The following is a 17,867-nucleotide window of genomic DNA, read 5'->3' as shown; positions in this document are numbered from 1 at the left end:
TTCCCGGGCCGACTCCCGCGCCGCCTCCCCGGCACCGGCGGCCCGCTCCCGTACAGTCGGGGCCGTGGTTTCCCAGCTCACCGGCACCGGCCGGCGATTCGACCGGAACGGTGATCCGTTCCGGCGTCGCAACACGTTGCCGATCCTCATCGTCGTCGCCGTGCTCGCCGTGATCGCGGTAGCCACCTGGGCCCGCGCGATGTCCACCCAGGAGGAGACCGCGGCACCGGTCTCCTGCCCGCAGCCCGGCCCGGCGTCGGCGTCGGCCGCGCCCGCGCCCAGTGCCGCCGCGCGTGCCGGCGGCACCACGCCCGCCCCCGCGCCCAACCGGTTCGAGGTCGTCTCCCCCGACGATCTGATCTCGGTGCGGCCCGCCCCACTGGCCGCGACCACGGTGCGGGTCCTCAACGCCTCCGGCCAGTCGGGGCGCGCGGAGACCACCCTGAACAAGCTCGCGGACTACGGCTTCGCCGCGCCCACCACCGGCGCGTACGGCAACGACCCCGTCTACCCGGAGATGGCCTGCCAGGCACAGCTGCGCTTCGGCGATTCCGGCCGCGCCGCCGCCGCGGCGGCCTGGATCATCGCGCCCTGCGCGGAACTGATCGACGACGGCCGGCGCGACAACTCGGTGGATCTGGTGCTGGGCACGTTCTTCACCGACCTCGAGCCCAGCACCGATGCGCAGGAGATCCTGCGCATCCTGCGTGCGGCTCCGGCCGGCGCCACGGACGGCGGGGCGAATCCCGCTCTCGTCTCCGCGGTGCACAGCCAGTCCTGCACCCGCTGATCAGAGCGCTTCGAGGCCCCCGGCGCTGCGAAGGAGCTCGATCAGCGCCTCGGCGATCCCCGGCGCGGCCGCCAGCGTCAGCGCACCGTCCGCGCTGCTGGAGTCGGCGGCGGGCACGATCACGACCGCTCCGGCCTCCTGTGCGATGAGTGCGCCGGCAGCCCAGTCCCACGGACTCAGACCGTGCTCGTAGTGCGCGTCGGCACGGCCCGCTGCCACCATGCACAGGTCGAGTGCGGCGGAACCGATCCGCCGCACGTCCCGTACGGCGGGCAACAGCTGGGCCAGCACGCGCCCCTGCTTCTCGCGCCGCTCACGGGCGTAGCCGAACCCCGTGGCGACGAGGGCGAGAGCAGGATCGGTGATCGGGTTGGCGCTCAGTTCGCGGACGGTGCCGTCCGGCGATATCTCGCGCGCGCCACCGTCGCGCACCGCCGCGTAGACGGTGCCGTGCACCACGTCCGCGACGGCCCCGGCCACTGATACCCCGTCCACCTGGGCGCCGAGCGAGACGGCGTACGCCGGCACGCCGTAGAGGAAGTTGACGGTGCCGTCGATCGGATCGACGATCCACCGGACCGCGCCGGACTCGCCCGGGTCGCCCCCGAACTCCTCCCCGAGCACGGTGTCGTCCGGCCGCAGCTCGGCGAGTCGTTCCCGGACGAAGCGCTCGGTCTCGGTATCGACGACGGTGACCGGATCGGTCGGCGTGGACTTGGTGGTCACGCCCTCCGGGCGGGCGCCGTCGGCACCGTCGAATGCGTTGGCGCCGAAGACCTCCGCCCGGCGGGCCGCGACGCGCTGCGCGGCTTCCGTGACGACGGCGACGGCGACCTCGGACAACTCCCAGCGGTTAAGTTGCACGTCCTCCACAGAACCACAATCCGCGGTAGTTTGTCAGCGCCGGGGGCACCCCGGGAACCAGGACGCGACGTGCGGCACCGACGAGGAATGCGAGCAGGCAATGGCGGAGAAGCTGGGTTTCGGCGTCGATATCGGCGGCAGCGGCATCAAGGGCGGTGTCGTGGACATGGAGACCGGGGAGCTGGTGGGCGAGCGCTACAAGGTGCTCACGCCGCAGCCCTCCACGCCGGAGGCGTGCGCCGAGGTCGTCCGCGAGGTGATCGATCACTTCGACTGGACGGGCCCCGTGGGCGTCACCGTGCCGGCCGTCGTGACCAAGGGCACGGTCCGCAGCGCCGCGAACATCGATCCGGGCTGGATCGGCACCGACGCGGACGCCCTGTTCACGTCCACGTTGAACCGGGCCGTCACGGTGCTCAACGATGCCGATGCCGCGGGCCTGGCCGAGGACCGCTACGGCGCCGGCCGGGACTTCGACGGCGTGATCCTGCTGCTCACGCTGGGAACGGGAATCGGGTCAGCCCTGCTGCACCGCGGAACCCTCGTCCCGAACACCGAGTTCGGGCACATCGAGGTGGACGGCAAGGAGGCCGAGCACCGGGCCGCGAGCTCGGTCAAGGAGCGCAAGGAATGGAGCTACGAGCGGTGGGCCAAGGAGGTGAGCCGCGTCTTCCAGGAGTACGAGAAGCTGCTCTGGCCGGACCTCATCATCGTCGGCGGCGGGGTCAGTCGGAAAGCCGACAAATGGGTGCCGCTGCTCGACGTTCAGACCCCGGTGATCCCGGCGAAGCTGCAGAACACGGCGGGCATCGTCGGCGCGGCGATGGCATCGCAACGCGACTGATTCCGGCCGGTTCGTCGCACTGTGACCGCAGGTGAATGCGGGCGCGACGAGAAGAATCGTTACAATGGGGGTCCGACGTCGAAACGTCGGACCAGACGCCGAACCACCTCGCCCCGGTCGCCGCAGCCACCACCGAAGCCCCGTACCACGGGAACGGTAGCGTTGTCGCGCCCTGGACCAGCAGTTCGACGCACGCAGGCACAGTAGGAAAGGGCGTAAGTGGCAGCGACGCAGACCAGCTCCAGCGCACCGTCGGCAGACGGCGTGGACGGTTCGGCCACCTCGGCGGAGACCCCCGCCAAGAAGACCACCGCCAAGAAGGCTCCCGCGAAGAAGGCCCCTGCCAAGAAGGCGGCGGCGAAGAAGGCTCCCGCCAAGAAGGCCCCTGCCAAGAAGGCGGCGGCGAAGAAGGCTGCCGGGCCGGCGAAGCGCACCGCCAAGAAGGCGGCGGGCAAGAAGGACGCGTCGGCCGCCGGCGCGGAGAGCGGCGCCGAGGACGAAGTCGATCCCGAGCTCGACGGTGACCCGGATCCGACCGAACTCTCCGACGAGGAGGTCGCGATCGACGCGGAGGACACCGCGGACGACGCCCCGGACACGAAGACCAAGAGCGCCGTCACCAAGCCCGCCCCTGCGGACGCGGAGGACGAGGAGCCGTCCGAGGCCGACAAGGCCTCCGGCGACTTCGTCTGGGACGAGGAGGAATCCGAGGCCCTGCGGCAGGCCCGCAAGGACGCCGAGCTCACCGCCTCGGCCGACTCGGTGCGCGCGTACCTCAAGCAGATCGGCAAGGTCGCGCTGCTCAACGCGGAGGAGGAGGTCGAACTCGCCAAGCGGATCGAGGCCGGCCTGTTCGCCGAGCAGCAGATCAACCGCTGGCTCGAGCGCGGCGAGAAGCCGGCGATCGGCATCCGGCGTGACATGAACTGGATCGCACGCGACGGCAACCGCGCCAAGAACCATCTGCTCGAGGCCAACCTGCGCCTCGTGGTCTCGCTGGCCAAGCGCTACACCGGTCGCGGCATGGCGTTCCTGGACCTGATCCAGGAGGGCAACCTCGGACTGATCCGCGCCGTCGAGAAGTTCGACTACACCAAGGGCTACAAGTTCTCCACGTACGCCACCTGGTGGATCCGGCAGGCGATCACCCGCGCGATGGCCGACCAGGCCCGCACCATCCGCATCCCGGTGCACATGGTCGAGGTCATCAACAAGCTCGGTCGCATCCAGCGCGAGCTGCTCCAGGACCTGGGCCGCGAGCCCACGCCGGAGGAGCTGGCCAAGGAGATGGACATCACGCCGGAGAAGGTGCTGGAGATCCAGCAGTACGCGCGTGAGCCCATCTCGCTGGACCAGACCATCGGCGACGAGGGCGATTCGCAGCTCGGTGACTTCATCGAGGACTCGGAGGCCGTCGTCGCGGTCGACGCGGTCTCGTTCACCCTGCTGCAGGATCAGCTCCAGTCGGTGCTCGACACGCTCTCCGAGCGTGAGGCCGGCGTCGTCCGCCTGCGGTTCGGCCTCACCGACGGCCAGCCGCGCACTTTAGACGAGATCGGGCAGGTCTACGGCGTCACGCGTGAGCGCATCCGCCAGATCGAGTCGAAGACGATGAGCAAGCTGCGGCACCCGTCGCGCTCGCAGGTCCTCCGCGACTACCTGGACTAGCGGCTCCCCCGCTGCCACGACACTCGGCTGCTCCCGCGATCACGATGGTGATCGCGGGAGCAGCGTCGTTTCCGAGGCAGGTCTCAGCGCTCTGCGGTGCGTTCCCCTCGCCCCGCGACCCACAGCGGCCCGGTGACGAGCCAGATCACCGTGATCACGCCGAGGGTGCCGAAGACGCCCATGAGCGCCTCGCGCTGCGTCTGATCGGCGACGGTGTAGCCCAGCCCCAGGGACACGGCGCCCGCGATGGCCACAGCGCCGAGCCAGCGGTAGAAGTCGTTCCATTCCTTGCGCGTGCGCTCGGGCCCGACCTTGGGCACCTTCCGCGGCGCGGGCCCGCCGGCGAAGCGGTGTGCGAAGCGCTCGTCCGCCCAGGCGATCATCGTGTGCCCGAACATCACCGTGCAGCCCAAGTAGATCCCGGCCAGTCGGTGCGCGAAACCCACTTCCCCGCCGCGGTTCAGATCGATCGCGACGGCGGCGATCAGCACCAGATCGAGCAGCGGCACCAGCGCGAGCGCCACCATGCCTGCGCGCCGCAAGCGCAGGATGTAGCGCAGCACGAGGCCCCCGACCACGAGGACCCAGAAGCCGATCTCGCACGCGGCGATCGTCCACAGCACCGGATTGTTCAACTCGTCCATGCCCCGCACTCTGCCGCGCCCGCGCCCCGCCGTCGTCCGCCCGACGGTGCGCCACCCATCCTCCGTTCGGCGGACCCGGCACTGCGCCCGATGTGCTCCAATGGGCGCATGAAGTCGATCGGCCGGTCGTGGACGTCGGAGTACGCCGCGGTCCCCGCGATCGGCATCACGCTCGTGGGAGCGCTGCTGTGGGCCGCCGGCGGCTGGACGGTGCGCAACGAGGCGGAGGACTTCTATCCCTGGCAGGTGAAGCTCGGGCTGCTCTGCGGCGCGCTCGCAGTCCAGCTGCTCGCGCGACATCGCCCCGCGCTCGCCTTCGGCCTCATGCTCGCACTCGCGGCGTGGGACTTCCCGTTCGGCCCGTCGGTGGTCTTGTGGATCGCCTTCTCGGACGTCATCTACCTCGCGGTGGCCACCGGCTCCGATCGGCTCCGCGATGTCGTCTCGTGGACGGTGCTGGTGCTCACGCTCGCACTCGGGGCCGGTGCGTCCGTTCTCGGTGGGGTCAAGGGCGGCATTTACGCGGTCCTCGTACTGGTCGCCGTCCTCTGGTCGCCGATCGGGTACGGCCGCGCGGTCCTCGCCTACCGCAGGCTCGCGGAATTGGAACGCGACGAGGGCGAGGCCCGGCGCGCGACCGCACTCGCGGACGAGCGGCGCCGCCTGGCACGGGAGCTGCACGACACCGTTGCAGGGCACCTGTCCGCGGTGGCGATCCTCGCGGACGCGGCGCAGCGCACCCCCGAGAATCCCGCGGTGCTGCAGTCGATCCGATCGGGCAGCCTGGCCGCCCTCGAGGAGATGCGGGCCACGATCAACCTGCTCACCTCCCCCGACGACGCGGCGGTGCGGACCACTCTCGAGTCGCTCGAACCGCTGATCGAGACGGCGAACGCGGCGGGGGTCCCGGTACGGCTCGCGCTGCCCGACGGTGCGCTGCCCACCGCGGTCGAGGCGACGCTCACGCGGATCCTCGGGGAGGTCATCACCAATGCCACCAAGCACGCCCCCGGGGCCGCTCTGGAGGTCGACGTCGCATTCGCGGAGGAGCATGTGAGCATGACCGCCAGAAACGCCCTGCCGCCCGGCCCGCTCGGGTCGGGTGACGGCCTGCGCAACATCGCCTTCCGCGCGGAGTCGGTCGGCGGGACGGCGACGGCGGGCCCCGAGGGCGAGACCTGGGTGGTCCGGGCGACGATCCCGAGGGAGGTGGCGAGGTGACGGTCACCGTCGTCCTGGCGGACGATCACGCGGCTATCCGCGCCGGTCTGCGACTGCTCCTCGAGTCGACCGGCGACGTGCAGGTGGTCGGTGAGGCGGCCGACGGTGCCGCCGCGCTGCGGCAGGCGCGCGCGCTCAAGCCCGACGTGGTGGTGATGGACGTGAGGATGCCGCGGGTCGACGGGCTGGCGGCGACGGCCTCCGTCGTCGCCGAGACCGACTGCGCCGTACTGGTTCTCACCACGTTCGATCTCGACGAGTACGTGCTCGGCGCGCTCGCCGCGGGCGCGAGTGGCTTCCTGCTCAAGTCGGCGGGCGGCGACGAACTGATCCGGGCCGTCGTGGCGGTCGCCGCGGGCGATGCGGTGCTCGACCCGAAGGTCACCCGCGCGGTGATCGCGGCGATCCCCCGGCCCGCCGAGCCGTCCGGTGCCGACCTGAGCACGCTCACGGACCGCGAACGCGACGTGCTGGCCGGGCTGGGCCGCGGACTGTCGAATCAGCAGATCGCGCGGGAGCTCGACATCGGCGAGGCGACGGTGAAGACCCACGTCTCGCGCGTGCTGATGAAGCTCGGCGTGCAGTCGCGGGTACAGGCGGCTGTCGTCGCCGCGCAGGCCGGTCTCACCTAGAGGCTTGACCTAAACATTCCTTGAGGTTGTGTGATGGATCCGTTCCAGAAAAACGACCCCCGAGGAGAGACCATGACCGCCATCGATTCCGCCGCCCCGTCGTCCTTCCGCGTCAACCGCACCACCGCCGTTCTCGGCGCGGTGGGCCTGTCCCTGCTCATCAACCTCGTGCTGTGGCTGGCCGGCCTCGCCGCCGGTGGAGACTTCACCATGTCGGACGAGACCGGCGCCCGTGCCTCGGTCGCCCCGGGCGGCGTGATCCTCCTGACGGTCGTGCCGCTGGCCGTGGGAATGACCGTGGCCGTGCTGCTCTCGAAGCTGTGGGCTCCGATCCTGCGCGTCGCGGCCGTGGTCGGTTCGGCCGCCTCGCTCGGCACCGTCGCGGGCACCCTGGCCGCCGACTTCGACGGCCCCTCCACGCTGATGCTCTCGCTGATGCACGTCGTCATCGCGGCGGCGCTCACCGTGGCACTGGAGGCTCTGTACCGCCGCGTGCGCTGACCGCGGTCACCGGCGCACGGCCGGTGACCGCGGAGGATCCGTACCCTCGCCCCCTCACCGGGTGAGGGTACGGATCCAGTCTCTGGTGGCGGCGGGGTCGATCACGTCGTCCAGCTCGAACGTGGTGGCGGCGTGCAGCGCTCGTCCGCGCTGATACGCGAGCCCGAGCAGCTGGTCGAACAGCTCCGCTCGGGCGGCCTCGTCGGGCGCCGCCGCGAGCTCCTTGCTGAACCCCAGCCGCACGGCCCCTTCGAGGCCCATGCCGCCGATCTCGCCCGTCGGCCAGGCGACCGTGAACTGCGGCGCGTGGAAACTGCCGCCCGTCATCGCCATCGCGCCGAGTCCGTAGCCCTTGCGCAGTACGAACACGCCGAGCGGCACCGTCAGTCGCGCACCGAGCACGAACAGCCGGGAGAACCGACGGACCGTGGCCTGCTCCTCCGCGTCGGGGCCGACCATGAATCCCGGTGTATCGCAGAGCGAGACGATCGGGAGCCCGTGGGCCTCGGCGAGTTCGAGGAAGTCCGCGAGCTTGTCTGCGGCCTCCGCGTCGATCGCGCCGCCGAGGTGTCGTGTGCTGTTCGCGATGAGCGCGTACGGCCGGCCCTCCACCCGCACCAGCGCGGTGATGACGCCCACGCCGTAGTCACGGCGCAGCTCCAGCGTCGAGTCCTCGTCGACGATCGCGGCGATCGCGGCGCGGACGTCGTAGGCGCGCAACCGGTTCTCGGGAACGACATGGCGCGCGACGCGCGGGTCCGGCGCCGACCACTCCTCGACCGGCCCCGCGAGGTAGCCGAGGTACCGGCGCGCCCGGTCGACGGCGTCCGCCTCGTCGTCGGCGACCACGTGCACGACGCCGTTGCGACGCTGCACGTCGATGGGGCCGATCGCCTCCGGCGCGAACTCACCCAGGCCGCCGCCGGAGATCATCGCCGGCCCGCCCATACCGAGATTCGCATCGGGGGTCGCGATGATCACATCGCAGATCCCCGCCAGTGCGGCGTTGCCCGCGAAGCACCGGCCCGAGACGACGGCGACCAGCGGGACGCGGCCGCGCAGGGCACCGAGCGAGCGGAAGGTCGGAACATCGAGTCCCGCAACGATGTCGAGATCGGTGTCCCCGGGGCGCCCGCCGCCGCCCTCGGCGAACAGCACGATCGGCACGCCGCGGCGCTCCGCGACGTCGATCAGCCGGTCCGTCTTCGCGTGGTTACGCCAGCCCTGCGTGCCGGCGAGCACGGTGTAGTCGTAGGAGATGACCATGGCCTCGGCGCCGTCGATGGTGGCGAGGCCACCGATCAATCCGTCCGCCGGGCCGGTCGCGATCAGCTCCTCCTCGGACCTGCGGGCGCGCTGCGCCGGCAGGAGCAGCGCCCCGTACTCGGTGAAGCTGCCCGGATCGACGAGATGGTCGATGTTCTCGCGGGCGGTGCGCCGCCCGAGCCGCCGGCGTTTGGCCACGGCGTCGGGCCGACCCTCGTCGCGGGTCACGCGGTGCCGTTCGCGGACCTCGTCGAGGTCCGCACGGGGCCGGTCGAGATCGAGCGCGTCCGCCGTCGCGGTGCCCTCCCCCACCGCGCTGTCGGCGTGGTACGTCAGCAGCGGGGTTCCCGCGGCCACCGTCTCGCCGGGCCGGACCAGTACTTCCCCGACGGTGACGGGGACCGCCAGCACCTGCTCGTGCTCCATCTTCATCGCCTCGAGCACCACCAGGGCGGTGCCCGGTTCGGCCGCCGATCCCGGTTCCGCCACGGCGACGACGGTGCCGGTCAGGGTCGCGGTCAGGACGTCGCCGTCGAGATCGGCGGCCGCGACGGCGGGTTCGGGCGCGTCGACCTCGGGCACGAGGTCGACGATGCGTCGCGCCAGGTACCCCGTATCGACGGGGCCGGAGCGGAATTCGGGATCGACGAGGACGGCGCGCAGTAGGGGGAGGTTCGTGCCGGGGCCGTCGATCACGAACTCCCCCAGCGCCGTATCCGCCTTCGCGTACGCGCGCGCCGGAGTCGCGGCGCGCACGATCACCTTCGCCAGTAGAGAGTCGTAGCGCGCGGAGGTCGTCAGCCCCGGGCGGCCGTAGTCGTCGACGCGGACGCCGGGACCGGTCGGCGGCGTGTACCCGGTGAGGGTGCCGGCGGCGGGCAGCACGGTGCCGTCGTGCTGCGGCACTTCGAGGTTCACCCGGGCCTGCACGGCGGTGCCGTGCGCGGCGGCGGGCGCGCCCGTGACGACGCCGTCGCGGCAGCCGATGGCGGCGGGCAGGCCCAGCTCGCGCAACGGCGCACCGTCGGCGAGCGCGAGCTGCGCGGCCACCAGATCGACGCCCGTGACCTCCTCGGTCACGGTGTGCTCCACCTGGATCCGTGGGTTGACCTCGAGGAAGACCGCTGCGCCGTCGCGCACCAGGAACTCGACGGTGGCGAGCCCGCGGTAGCCGGCCGCCGCGCAGAGGCGGGCGGCATGGCCGTGCAGCGCGGCGCGCAGGTCCTCGCCCAACGCCGGTGCGGGTGCCACCTCGATGAGCTTCTGGTTGCGGCGCTGCACGCTGCAGTCGCGGTCGCCGAGCGCGACGCTCTCGGTGCCGTCACCGACGATCTGGACCTCGACGTGCCGGGCTCCGCTCTGCAGTTCCTCGGCGAAGACGCGACCGTCGGCGAAGCCGAGCTCGGCCTCGGAGACGCAGGCGCGGTACGCGGATTCGAGCTCCTCGTCGAAGCGGGGACCGGGCACCACGGCGCGCATGCCGCGGCCCCCGCCGCCGGCGACGGCCTTGATCATCACACCGGCGGCACGCCCCGCGGCGAAGGCGCGCACCGTCGCGAGATCGACCCCGCCGTCGGTGGCCGCCGGCACCGGTACCCCGGCGGCGACGGCCGCGGCCCGGGCGGATGCCTTGTCGCCGAAGGTGCGCAGCACGCCCGGATCCGGACCGACGAAGGTCAGCCCCGCGGCGGCGCAGGCCGCGGCGAAATCGGCGTTCTCGGCGAGGAAGCCGTATCCGGGGTGCACCGCATCAGCGCCCGTGTCGGTGGCGGCGACGATCACCGCATCCTGGTCGAGGTAGGCGGCGGGGCCCGAACCCGGCAGTGCCACGGCGTCGTCGGCGGCAGCGACGTGGGGCGTCCCGGCATCGTCGGCGGCGTGGACCGCCACCGTCGCCACGCCGAGTTCGCGGGCGGTACGGATGATCCGCAGCGCGATCTCGCCGCGGTTGGCGATGAGCAGCTTCACTTCGCACTCCCCTCGGCCGCGATCCGCGCGGCCCTCTCGAACAGATCCCCCTTGCGCACCTTGCCCGTCGCCGTCATGGGCAGCGCGTCGACGACGACGAAGTCGGGCACCTTGTACCCGGCCATGTTCTCCCGCGCCCACGCCGTGAGCTCGGCGACGTCGACGGGCCCGGCCGAGACGACGAACGCGAGCGGCACCTGGCCCCTGCGTTCGTCCGGGCGCGGCACCACCGACACCGACCCGATCGCCGGGTGGTCCTTGAGCAGCGCCTCGACCTCGGACGGGAACACCGACATGCCGTTCACCTTGATCATCTCCTTGGTGCGCGCGAGGTAGTGCACGGCACCCCAGTCGTCGATCTTCCCCACATCGCCGGTGTGCAGCCAGCCGTGACGAATCGCCTCGGCGGTCGCGTCGGGGCGGCGGTGGTACCCGGTGAGGATCGATTCGCTGCGCACCACGATCTCCCCGGTCTCCCCGACCGGGACCGGTGCCCCGTCGGGATCGACGACGAGGATGTCGGTGCCGGGCACCGGAAGTCCGCAGAAGACGGGGTCGGCGGTGAGATCGCGGTCGCCGTCCTGGAAGCCGAGGGTGAAGGTGTCGGCGGTGTGAGTCTCCGTCATGCCGTACGAGGCCTCGCGCAGGGTCCGACCGGTCAGCTCGCGCCAGCGTGCGCGCACCGCGGGGGTCAGCTTGAGCACGAAGGAGACGGCGAGCGGGTTGACGACGGTGCGGAGGGCGCTTCCGTCGAATCCGGGCAGGTCCATCAGTTCGACGTAGTTGTCGACGGTCGCCACCATGTCGGTGACCGCGTACCGCGCCGCGAGCGCCGCCGCGATGCTCGGTTCCCACCGCGTCATGAGCACGATCGTCTGCCCGTTGATCAGCGGCTTGAGGATGCCGAAATCCTCACCGGCGATCCAGAAGACGGGCAGGAAATTCAGACCGACCGCACTCGGGTCCCCCACCTCGGTACCGCCCGCGAGGGTGGCGGTGGCCGCCGTGTAGGCCATGTGTCGCTGGGTGTGCTCACACCCCTTGGGCAGCCCCGTGGTGCCGCCGGTGTAGTTGAGCGCGGCCAGCGCGTCCGGATCCGACGCCCGCACCGGCGCGGGCGCGGCGGCGACCACACGGTGCCAGTCGCTGCGCGGGTCCGGCGCGGTGTCGAAGGGCGCCGCCCCCTCGGCGAGTGGCGCGACGTCGGTGAGCAGATCACCCAGCGCGGTGCCGATCACGGTGTGCACAGGTGTCCGCTCACGGACCGATTCGACCAGCTCCAGCAGATCGGTCTGTGCCAGCAGGACTCCGACACCGGCGTCCTCGAGCTCGTGCTGCAGTTCGCGGCCCTTCAGGAGGGGGTTGACGGGGACGTGGACGGCGCCCGCCTTGAGGATCCCGAGCATGGCGATGGCGAACTGCGGGCAGTTGCCCAGGTACACGCCGACCGCGTCGCCGGGCCGCACGCCGAGCTCGACGAGCAACCCGGCGAACCGGTCGGAGAACTCGTCGTACTCGGCGTAGCTCACCTCGCGGCCGTAGAAGGCGATCGCCACCGTGTCGGCGCGCTCGCGGGCCCAGTGCCGCAGGTGCTCGACCATCGCGGGCGTACCGGCCGGGTAGTCGACGGTGCGGGGCACCTGCGTCGGCCAGTTGCGCTCGCGCAGGGCGCGGATCTCGTCGGCGGCGGCGTCGAGTGCGGCGGCCACGTCGGTGGTCCGGTCGGTCATGGGGCTCCTTCGGTGCGTCGGCTCCGTCAGAAGCCGATCAGTCGTTCGGCGACGCGGATCTGGTCCGCGACGAATCGCTCACGCGCGGCGGGGCTGTCGCGCGCGACCCGCTTCGCGCCGTGGTGGATGGTGTCGTTGAGGATGGTGACCAGGGCCGCCGGCGGCAGGCACAGGTCGACGGTGCTCGGGTCGAGGGACTCGAGGTAGGCGGTGTAGCGGCGATGGGTGCGGCGAGTGGTCCGGCCCCAGATCTCGGCGACGTCGTCGCGGACCGGCGCCATCGCGTCGAACAGTGCCACCAGGCCGCCGTTGGCGAAGACGGCGTCGGCGTAGGCCCGCATCGTCGCCGCGATCACCTCGCGGGGAACGTCGGTCTCGATGCCGTCGAGCATCTGCGTGGCCTCGAGCTCCGTGCCGATCCGGTCGACCAGGGCGAGAAGGATCTCGTCCTTGGAGCGGAAGTAGGCGTAGAACGTGGGACGCGAGGTCTCGGCGCGCGCGGCGATGAGTTCGACGGTGGTGGCCGCGTAGCCGAGGTCGTCGAAGCACTCGGCCGCCGCTCGGAGGAGTTCCTCCCGGCGGGCGCCACCGGCGTCCTTGCGGTTCGCGCGGGCCCGCTCCTGTGATTGGCTGATCGTCACACTCACGAGTCTGCTCGGCTCCGCTCGGACCTTCAAGGACGCCGGTGCGGGTCACGCCGCTACGGGGACGCCGGGGACGGCGTTCGGATCCTCGCGCACCGCCTTGCCGTTCGTCTCCTTGAGCAGGTAGGCGCTGGCGAAGGTCACCAGGCCCATGGCCGCGAGGTAGACCGAGACGAACGTACTGGACTGCGTCTCCGCGATGATCGCCGTCATGATCAGCGGTGCGACGCCCGAGACGGCCACGGCCGCGAGCTGGTACGCCAGCGAGGCGCCGGAGTAGCGGATGCGCGGTTCGAACAGTTCGGCCATGAACGCGGCGAGCGGGCCGTAGGTCAGCGCCTGACCGAAACTCGAGACGAACATCGCGACCAGCAGCAGACCGATGTTGGTGGTCTCGGCGAGCCAGAAGAACGGGAACGCCCAGGCGACGAGCACGGCGCCGCCGATCAGGATGAGCGGCCGGCGGCCGACTCGGTCGGACACGGCACCGGCGATCATGATCACGATCGGCATCACGATCGACGTCGCCAGTACGCACGCCAGGATCGAGTTGCTGTTCATTCCGAGGCCGCCCGCGGACGGCTTCTTGCTGCCGTAGCTGACGAAGCCGGCGATCGAGACGTAGAACGCGGAGTTGGTACCGGCGAGCAGGCCCGCGCCGAGCAGGATCTTCCGCCAGTGCTTGCGGATGGCCTCCGACAGCGGAGCGGCGGCGACCGCTTCCTTGCCGGCGTTCTTGGCCGCGACCTCGCGCTGCAGGGCGAGGAACTCCGGCGAGTCCTCGATCTTCTTGTGGATGTACATCACGACGGGTACGAGGATCGCGCTGGCCCAGAACGGCACGCGCCAGCCCCAGCTGAGGAAGGCCGCGTCGTCGAGGACGCCGTTCATCAGGATCATCATCAGGTTGCCCAGCAGCAGCCCCAGCGGCACGCCCATCTGGCCGAAGGTGCCGGCGAAGCCGCGCTTCTTGGGGCCGGCGGACTCGGTGAGCAGCAGGACCACGCCGCCCCACTGGCCGCCGCACGCCAGACCCTGCACGAAGCGCAGGGACACCAGCAGGATCGGCGCGAGCGAGCCGATCGCGCTCGCGGTGGGCAGGCAGCCGATGAGGAAAGTGGCGGTCCCCATCGCGACCAGGCACCAGATGAGCATCGGCTTGCGACCGATCTTGTCGCCGAAGTGCCCGGCGAGGATGCCGCCCACCGGGCGGGCGACGAAGCCCACCGCGAAGGTGGCGAACGCCATCAGCGTGCCCATCAGCGGCGACAGGTCCGGGAAGAAGACCTTGTCGAACACGAGGGCGGCGGCAGTGCCGTAGACGAAGAAGTCGTACCACTCGATCGAGCTGCTCACCAGCCCGGCGGTCAGCAGTTTGCCGTGCGACTTCTTCGCGGTCACCGGTGCGGCGGCGCCCGGGTCGTGGGTCTGTGTCATGGATGGCCCTTCAGGTGGAAGTGTGTGATCCCCGACACAGAGAATCCTTGACGTTGACGTTCGTGTCAACCGGTTCAGCGAAATTGCTAAGCGTTTGCTTACGCAGATGAGAGACCGTTTCCATGGCTTCAGATCGTTCTGCGACGGTCCGGGCGCCGATCACGTAGAACTGGGGCATGGCACTCCTCGAACCCGATTTCCCGTCCGTCAACGGTCGCGACACCGTGCGCGCCTGGATCTACAGCCCCGTGCGGCGGCCCCGCGCGGTCGTGCAGGTGATCCACGGCCTGGGCGAGCACTCACGGCGCTATCTGCGCCTGGTGACCGCACTGCTCGACGCCGGTTTCGTGGTGGCCGCGGAGGATCACGCCGGGCACGGCGCCACCGCGATGGGCTCGGGTGTCTGGGGCGACGCCGGCGCGGACGCCGCACACGTGCTCGTCGCCGATGCCGGCACACTCCGCACGACGGTCCAGGACCTGTACCCCGACCTGCCCTACGTCGCGTTCGGCCACTCGATGGGCTCGATGATCGCCCGCGGGCTGGCGACGGCGCGGCCCGACGGGATCGACGGCCTGGTGCTGTGCGGTATCGCCGCGCAGATCGCCGGGATCGACGGCGTCGTCGATCGCGCCGCGCTCGCCGCGGAACCCGACCAGGCCGGCCCCGCCCCCGAGCACTACGTCGCCGAGCTCTTCGACGGCTTCGTCTCGCGCTTCGGCGCAGCGGCGGGCCCGACCGATTGGGTGGCGCGGGACGCGGAGGTCGTCGCCGACCACGCCCGCGATCCGTTCAACAACTTCGGCGCTCCGCTGTCGACGCGGTTCCTGCGCGGCTTCATCGAGCTCTACGACGCCGCGAACGGGGACGCGTTCTACGCCGCGCTGCCGCCGGAGACACCGGTGTTGATCCTTGCGGGCGACCAGGATCCGGTCACCAACTACGGCGAGGGCGCCTACCACGTGGCGAACGCCCTCGTCGCCTCCGGTCACCCCGACGTGCGCACCCGGGTGTACCCGGGCGTGCGCCACGAGGTGCACAACGAACCGGAGACGCGCGACGACGTGACCGCGGAGCTGATCGCCTTCGTCGAGCGCGTCATCGCCTGACGGTGCGCGGCGGCCCCCGGAGCGCCGGGTGCCGCCGCCGACCACTACTGCGCGCGCAGTTCCCGCTTGAGGATCTTGCCCGTGGCCCCCTTGGGCAGCTCGGCCCGCACGTAGTAGGCGCGGGGGTACTTGTACGCCGCGAGATGCTCCTTCGCGTAGGCGGCGAGGCCGTCCTCGTCGAGGGCGGAACCGGGGCGCAGGACGACGTGCGCCACGACCTCCTCCCCCAGCCGGTCGTCGGGGCGGCCCACGACGGCGGCCTCGATCACGTCCGGATGGGCGTAGAGCACCTCCTCGACCTCGCGCGGGTAGACGTTGTACCCGCCACGCACGATGAGGTCCTTGAGCCGGTCCACGATGAAGAAGTAGCCGTCCTCGTCGCGGTAGCCGAGGTCGCCGGTGTGCAACCAGCCGTTGCGGATCGCCTCCGCGGTGGCCTCGGGCCGTTTGTAGTAGCCCTTCATCACGTTGTGCCCGCGCACCACGATCTCGCCGACGTTCTCCTCCCCGGGCGGGAGCTCGGCACCGTCGGGATCGACGGCCCGCATCTGCACGCCCCAGATGGGCTTGCCGATGGAGAGCACCTTGCGCTGTTCGGCGCTGATGTTGAAGGTCGCGGTCGACGCCGTCTCCGAGAGCCCGTAGCCCTCGAGGATCGCCAGCCCGGGGAACTTCTCCTCGAAGGCGCGGATCACGCCGCCGGGGATCGACGCACCGCCCGAGACCGCGGCGCGCAGGCTCCGCACGTCGCGCCCCGCGATGTCGACGCCCAGCAGTGCCACGTACATCGTCGGCACGCCCGAGAGCACGGTGACGCGGCGACGCTCGATGACGTCGATCGCCGCCTCCGCCTCGAACCGCGGCAACAGCGCCATGGACCCGCCGTACCGCACCGCGGCGTTGAGCACGCTGGAGAGGCCGAAGACGTGGAAGAGCGGCAGCGCTCCGAGCGCGACGTCGTCGGCCCGCATGCCGAACAGCTGCGGCGCGATGGTGCAGTTCATGTAGAGCTCGATGTGGGTGAGCTCGGCACCCTTGGGACGCCCGGTCGTCCCCGACGTGTAGAGCAGCACCGCGGTGTCGTCGGCGTTCGTCGGGTGGATCTCCCTCGCGTCCTCGCCGAGCAGCGCGCTGAAATCCCGGGCCCCGGCGGGCGGTTCGCCGCCCACCACCACGACGTCGCTCACGTCCGCGGCGCGGGCGCCCTCGAGCGCGCCGGCGAGGGAGAAAGCGGACGTGATGAACAGCCGGGCATCGCTGTCGGTCAGGTGGTACTCGACCTCGCGGGCCGTGAACAGCGGATTCAACGGGACCATCGTCAGGCCGGCCTTGAGGATGCCGAAATAGGCGACGACGAACTGCGGGAGGTTCGGCAGCTGCACGGCCACCTTGTCCCCCGGAGCCAGGCCCGCCGCAATCAGACCCGCTGCGAGCCGACCGGATTCGGCGTCGACGGTGCGGTAGTCCAACTCGGCGTCACCGGCGAAGAGCAGGGGCGCCGACGGGGCGGCGTCGGCGGATTCGCGGAGCATCGTCGCGAGGTTGAACGACATCTACGCCTCCCCGGTCAGCACGCGGCGCGGCACGTCCACGAGCATCGTGTCGATCTGCGCCTGGGTGACGCCTCGCTCGAGGACGTACGGGAAGACGTCGTCGAAGACGTGCGTGTAGTGCCACTGGGTCATGCCCGCCTTGACGTTCGGGTCGATCCAGTCGATGTAGCAGGAGGCGTCCTGGGACAGTACGATCCGTTCGGCGTAGCCGCGGCGCACCATCTCGATGAGGGTCTCGTTGCGGGCCTCGAACGTGGTCTCGAGGTTGATGCCGAACCGATCGAAGCCGAGGGTGAACCCGGCATCGGCAAGCGCCGTGAGGTGCTCGACGTCGGTCGAGTCGCCGCTGTGCCCCAGCACGATCCGGCTCGGGTCGACTCCCTCCTCATCGCACATCACCCGCTTGACCAACAGGCCCGTCTCGGAGCCGGGATGCGTGTGCACGGTGATCGGCACACCGGTGGCGTTGTGCGCCTTCGCCACCGCGCGCATCACGCGCTCGACGCCGTCGGTGAGCCCGTAGTGATCGATGGCGCACTTGAGCATGCCGGCCTTGACCCCGGTGTCGCCGATGCCCTCGGTGATGTCGCGGACGAACATGTCCACCATGGGATCCGGGAAATCGATCCCGGTCATCGCGGTGAGCGCCGGGCCGCGGTACATGAAGTAGCGCGGCACGTCCCGGTAGGTGTAGACGCCCGTCGCCGCCACGATCCGCACCGGTGTGCGCTCCGCGATCCGCCGGATGCGCGGGATGTAGCGGCCGAGGCCCACCACCGTCGGATCGACGATGGTGCGCACGCCCGCGTCGTGGGCCTTCTGCAACTGAGCGACGGCGTCGTCCACCCGGACATCCTCGTCACCGAAGTCCTCCGGATAGTTCTGCTGGATGTCCGGGGTGAGCACGAAGACGTGTTCGTGCATGAGGGTGACGCCGAGATCGGCGGCGTCGACGTCTCCGGTGACGGTGTGGACGACTCCCATGATTCCTTCTTC

15 protein-coding genes are annotated in these 17,867 nt (G+C 71.0%); 7 read left to right on the top strand and 8 right to left on the bottom strand.

Annotated features, from left to right (window positions below; genetic code table 11):
- The first annotated feature begins 64 nt into the window (after nucleotides 1-64).
- Entirely contained in the window at nucleotides 65-790 is a 726-nt protein-coding gene (gene cei / locus BLQ62_RS10555; protein WP_068565538.1) for an envelope integrity protein Cei, read from the top strand.
- Here the strand turns inward: cei and BLQ62_RS10550 are convergent, their stop codons facing one another.
- Nucleotides 791-1,663, bottom strand: coding sequence for an inositol monophosphatase family protein (locus BLQ62_RS10550; RefSeq protein WP_068565540.1), 873 nt, complete (start codon nucleotides 1,661-1,663; stop codon nucleotides 791-793). It lies immediately after the preceding gene.
- Nucleotides 1,664-1,754: 91 nt separating this feature from the next.
- Between BLQ62_RS10550 and ppgK the strand changes: the two genes are divergently transcribed.
- Nucleotides 1,755-2,498 carry a polyphosphate--glucose phosphotransferase gene (ppgK, locus tag BLQ62_RS10545; RefSeq protein ID WP_068535150.1) on the top strand — a complete coding sequence of 248 codons (744 nt, stop codon included), beginning with the start codon at nucleotides 1,755-1,757 and terminating at the stop codon, nucleotides 2,496-2,498.
- A 219-nt stretch (nucleotides 2,499-2,717) separates the two neighbouring features.
- Entirely contained in the window at nucleotides 2,718-4,166 is a 1,449-nt protein-coding gene (locus tag BLQ62_RS10540; RefSeq protein ID WP_068535153.1) for an RNA polymerase sigma factor, read from the top strand.
- A gap of 83 nt (nucleotides 4,167-4,249) precedes the next feature.
- On the opposite strand, the gene BLQ62_RS10535 is transcribed toward BLQ62_RS10540, so the two are convergent.
- Nucleotides 4,250-4,810: a hypothetical protein gene (locus BLQ62_RS10535; RefSeq protein WP_068535156.1), complete on the bottom strand. Its 561-nt coding sequence runs from the start codon at nucleotides 4,808-4,810 to the stop codon at nucleotides 4,250-4,252.
- Nucleotides 4,811-4,918: 108 nt separating this feature from the next.
- Here BLQ62_RS10535 and BLQ62_RS10530 point away from each other — a divergent pair, with 108 nt between their 5' ends.
- The 3 genes from BLQ62_RS10530 to BLQ62_RS10520 all read left to right on the top strand — a co-directional run bounded on the left by BLQ62_RS10530 (nucleotide 4,919) and on the right by BLQ62_RS10520 (nucleotide 7,164).
- Complete coding sequence (locus tag BLQ62_RS10530; RefSeq protein ID WP_068535159.1) at nucleotides 4,919-6,031, top strand: sensor histidine kinase; 1,113 nt, start codon at nucleotides 4,919-4,921, stop codon at nucleotides 6,029-6,031.
- On the top strand, nucleotides 6,028-6,663 hold the full coding sequence (locus BLQ62_RS10525) for a response regulator (protein ID WP_068535161.1): 636 nt from the start codon (nucleotides 6,028-6,030) through the stop codon (nucleotides 6,661-6,663). The genes BLQ62_RS10530 and BLQ62_RS10525 overlap by 4 nt, the downstream gene beginning before the upstream one ends.
- A gap of 72 nt (nucleotides 6,664-6,735) precedes the next feature.
- A complete protein-coding gene (locus BLQ62_RS10520) occupies nucleotides 6,736-7,164 on the top strand; it encodes a DUF6069 family protein (protein WP_068565542.1) in 429 nt (142 codons plus the stop codon).
- A gap of 54 nt (nucleotides 7,165-7,218) precedes the next feature.
- Here BLQ62_RS10520 and BLQ62_RS10515 read toward each other — a convergent pair whose 3' ends face one another.
- From BLQ62_RS10515 to BLQ62_RS10500, 4 genes are read right to left on the bottom strand one after another with little or no spacing between them, the layout of a single operon-like run.
- Nucleotides 7,219-10,398, bottom strand: a complete 3,180-nt coding sequence (locus tag BLQ62_RS10515; RefSeq protein ID WP_068565544.1) for an acetyl-CoA carboxylase family protein — start codon at nucleotides 10,396-10,398, stop codon at nucleotides 7,219-7,221.
- On the bottom strand, nucleotides 10,395-12,128 hold the full coding sequence (locus BLQ62_RS10510; RefSeq protein WP_068565546.1) for an AMP-binding protein: 1,734 nt from the start codon (nucleotides 12,126-12,128) through the stop codon (nucleotides 10,395-10,397). Before BLQ62_RS10510 ends, BLQ62_RS10515 begins: the two co-directional genes overlap by 4 nt.
- A 26-nt stretch (nucleotides 12,129-12,154) precedes the next feature.
- On the bottom strand, nucleotides 12,155-12,769 hold the full coding sequence (locus tag BLQ62_RS10505; protein WP_231857596.1) for a TetR/AcrR family transcriptional regulator: 615 nt from the start codon (nucleotides 12,767-12,769) through the stop codon (nucleotides 12,155-12,157).
- Nucleotides 12,770-12,820: 51 nt separating this feature from the next.
- Nucleotides 12,821-14,209: an MFS transporter gene (locus BLQ62_RS10500; RefSeq protein WP_068535175.1), complete on the bottom strand. Its 1,389-nt coding sequence runs from the start codon at nucleotides 14,207-14,209 to the stop codon at nucleotides 12,821-12,823.
- Nucleotides 14,210-14,385: 176 nt separating this feature from the next.
- Between BLQ62_RS10500 and BLQ62_RS10495 the strand changes: the two genes are divergently transcribed.
- Complete coding sequence (locus tag BLQ62_RS10495; protein WP_068565548.1) at nucleotides 14,386-15,318, top strand: alpha/beta fold hydrolase; 933 nt, start codon at nucleotides 14,386-14,388, stop codon at nucleotides 15,316-15,318.
- A gap of 44 nt (nucleotides 15,319-15,362) precedes the next feature.
- Here BLQ62_RS10495 and BLQ62_RS10490 read toward each other — a convergent pair whose 3' ends face one another.
- Both BLQ62_RS10490 and BLQ62_RS10485 read right to left on the bottom strand, forming a co-directional pair.
- Nucleotides 15,363-16,871, bottom strand: coding sequence for a long-chain-fatty-acid--CoA ligase (locus BLQ62_RS10490; RefSeq protein ID WP_068565550.1), 1,509 nt, complete (start codon nucleotides 16,869-16,871; stop codon nucleotides 15,363-15,365).
- The gene (locus BLQ62_RS10485) at nucleotides 16,872-17,855 is read right to left on the bottom strand and encodes a phosphotriesterase family protein (protein ID WP_068535182.1); all 984 of its coding nucleotides are present in this window, start codon (nucleotides 17,853-17,855) and stop codon (nucleotides 16,872-16,874) included.
- Nucleotides 17,856-17,867: the final 12 nt, after the last annotated feature.

The sequence above is a fragment of the Tsukamurella pulmonis genome (genome assembly GCF_900103175.1).
Lineage (GTDB): Bacteria > Actinomycetota > Actinomycetes > Mycobacteriales > Mycobacteriaceae > Tsukamurella > Tsukamurella pulmonis.
Note: the sequence above shows the minus strand (reverse complement) of the source record. Positions and strands in the feature narration are given on the sequence as shown.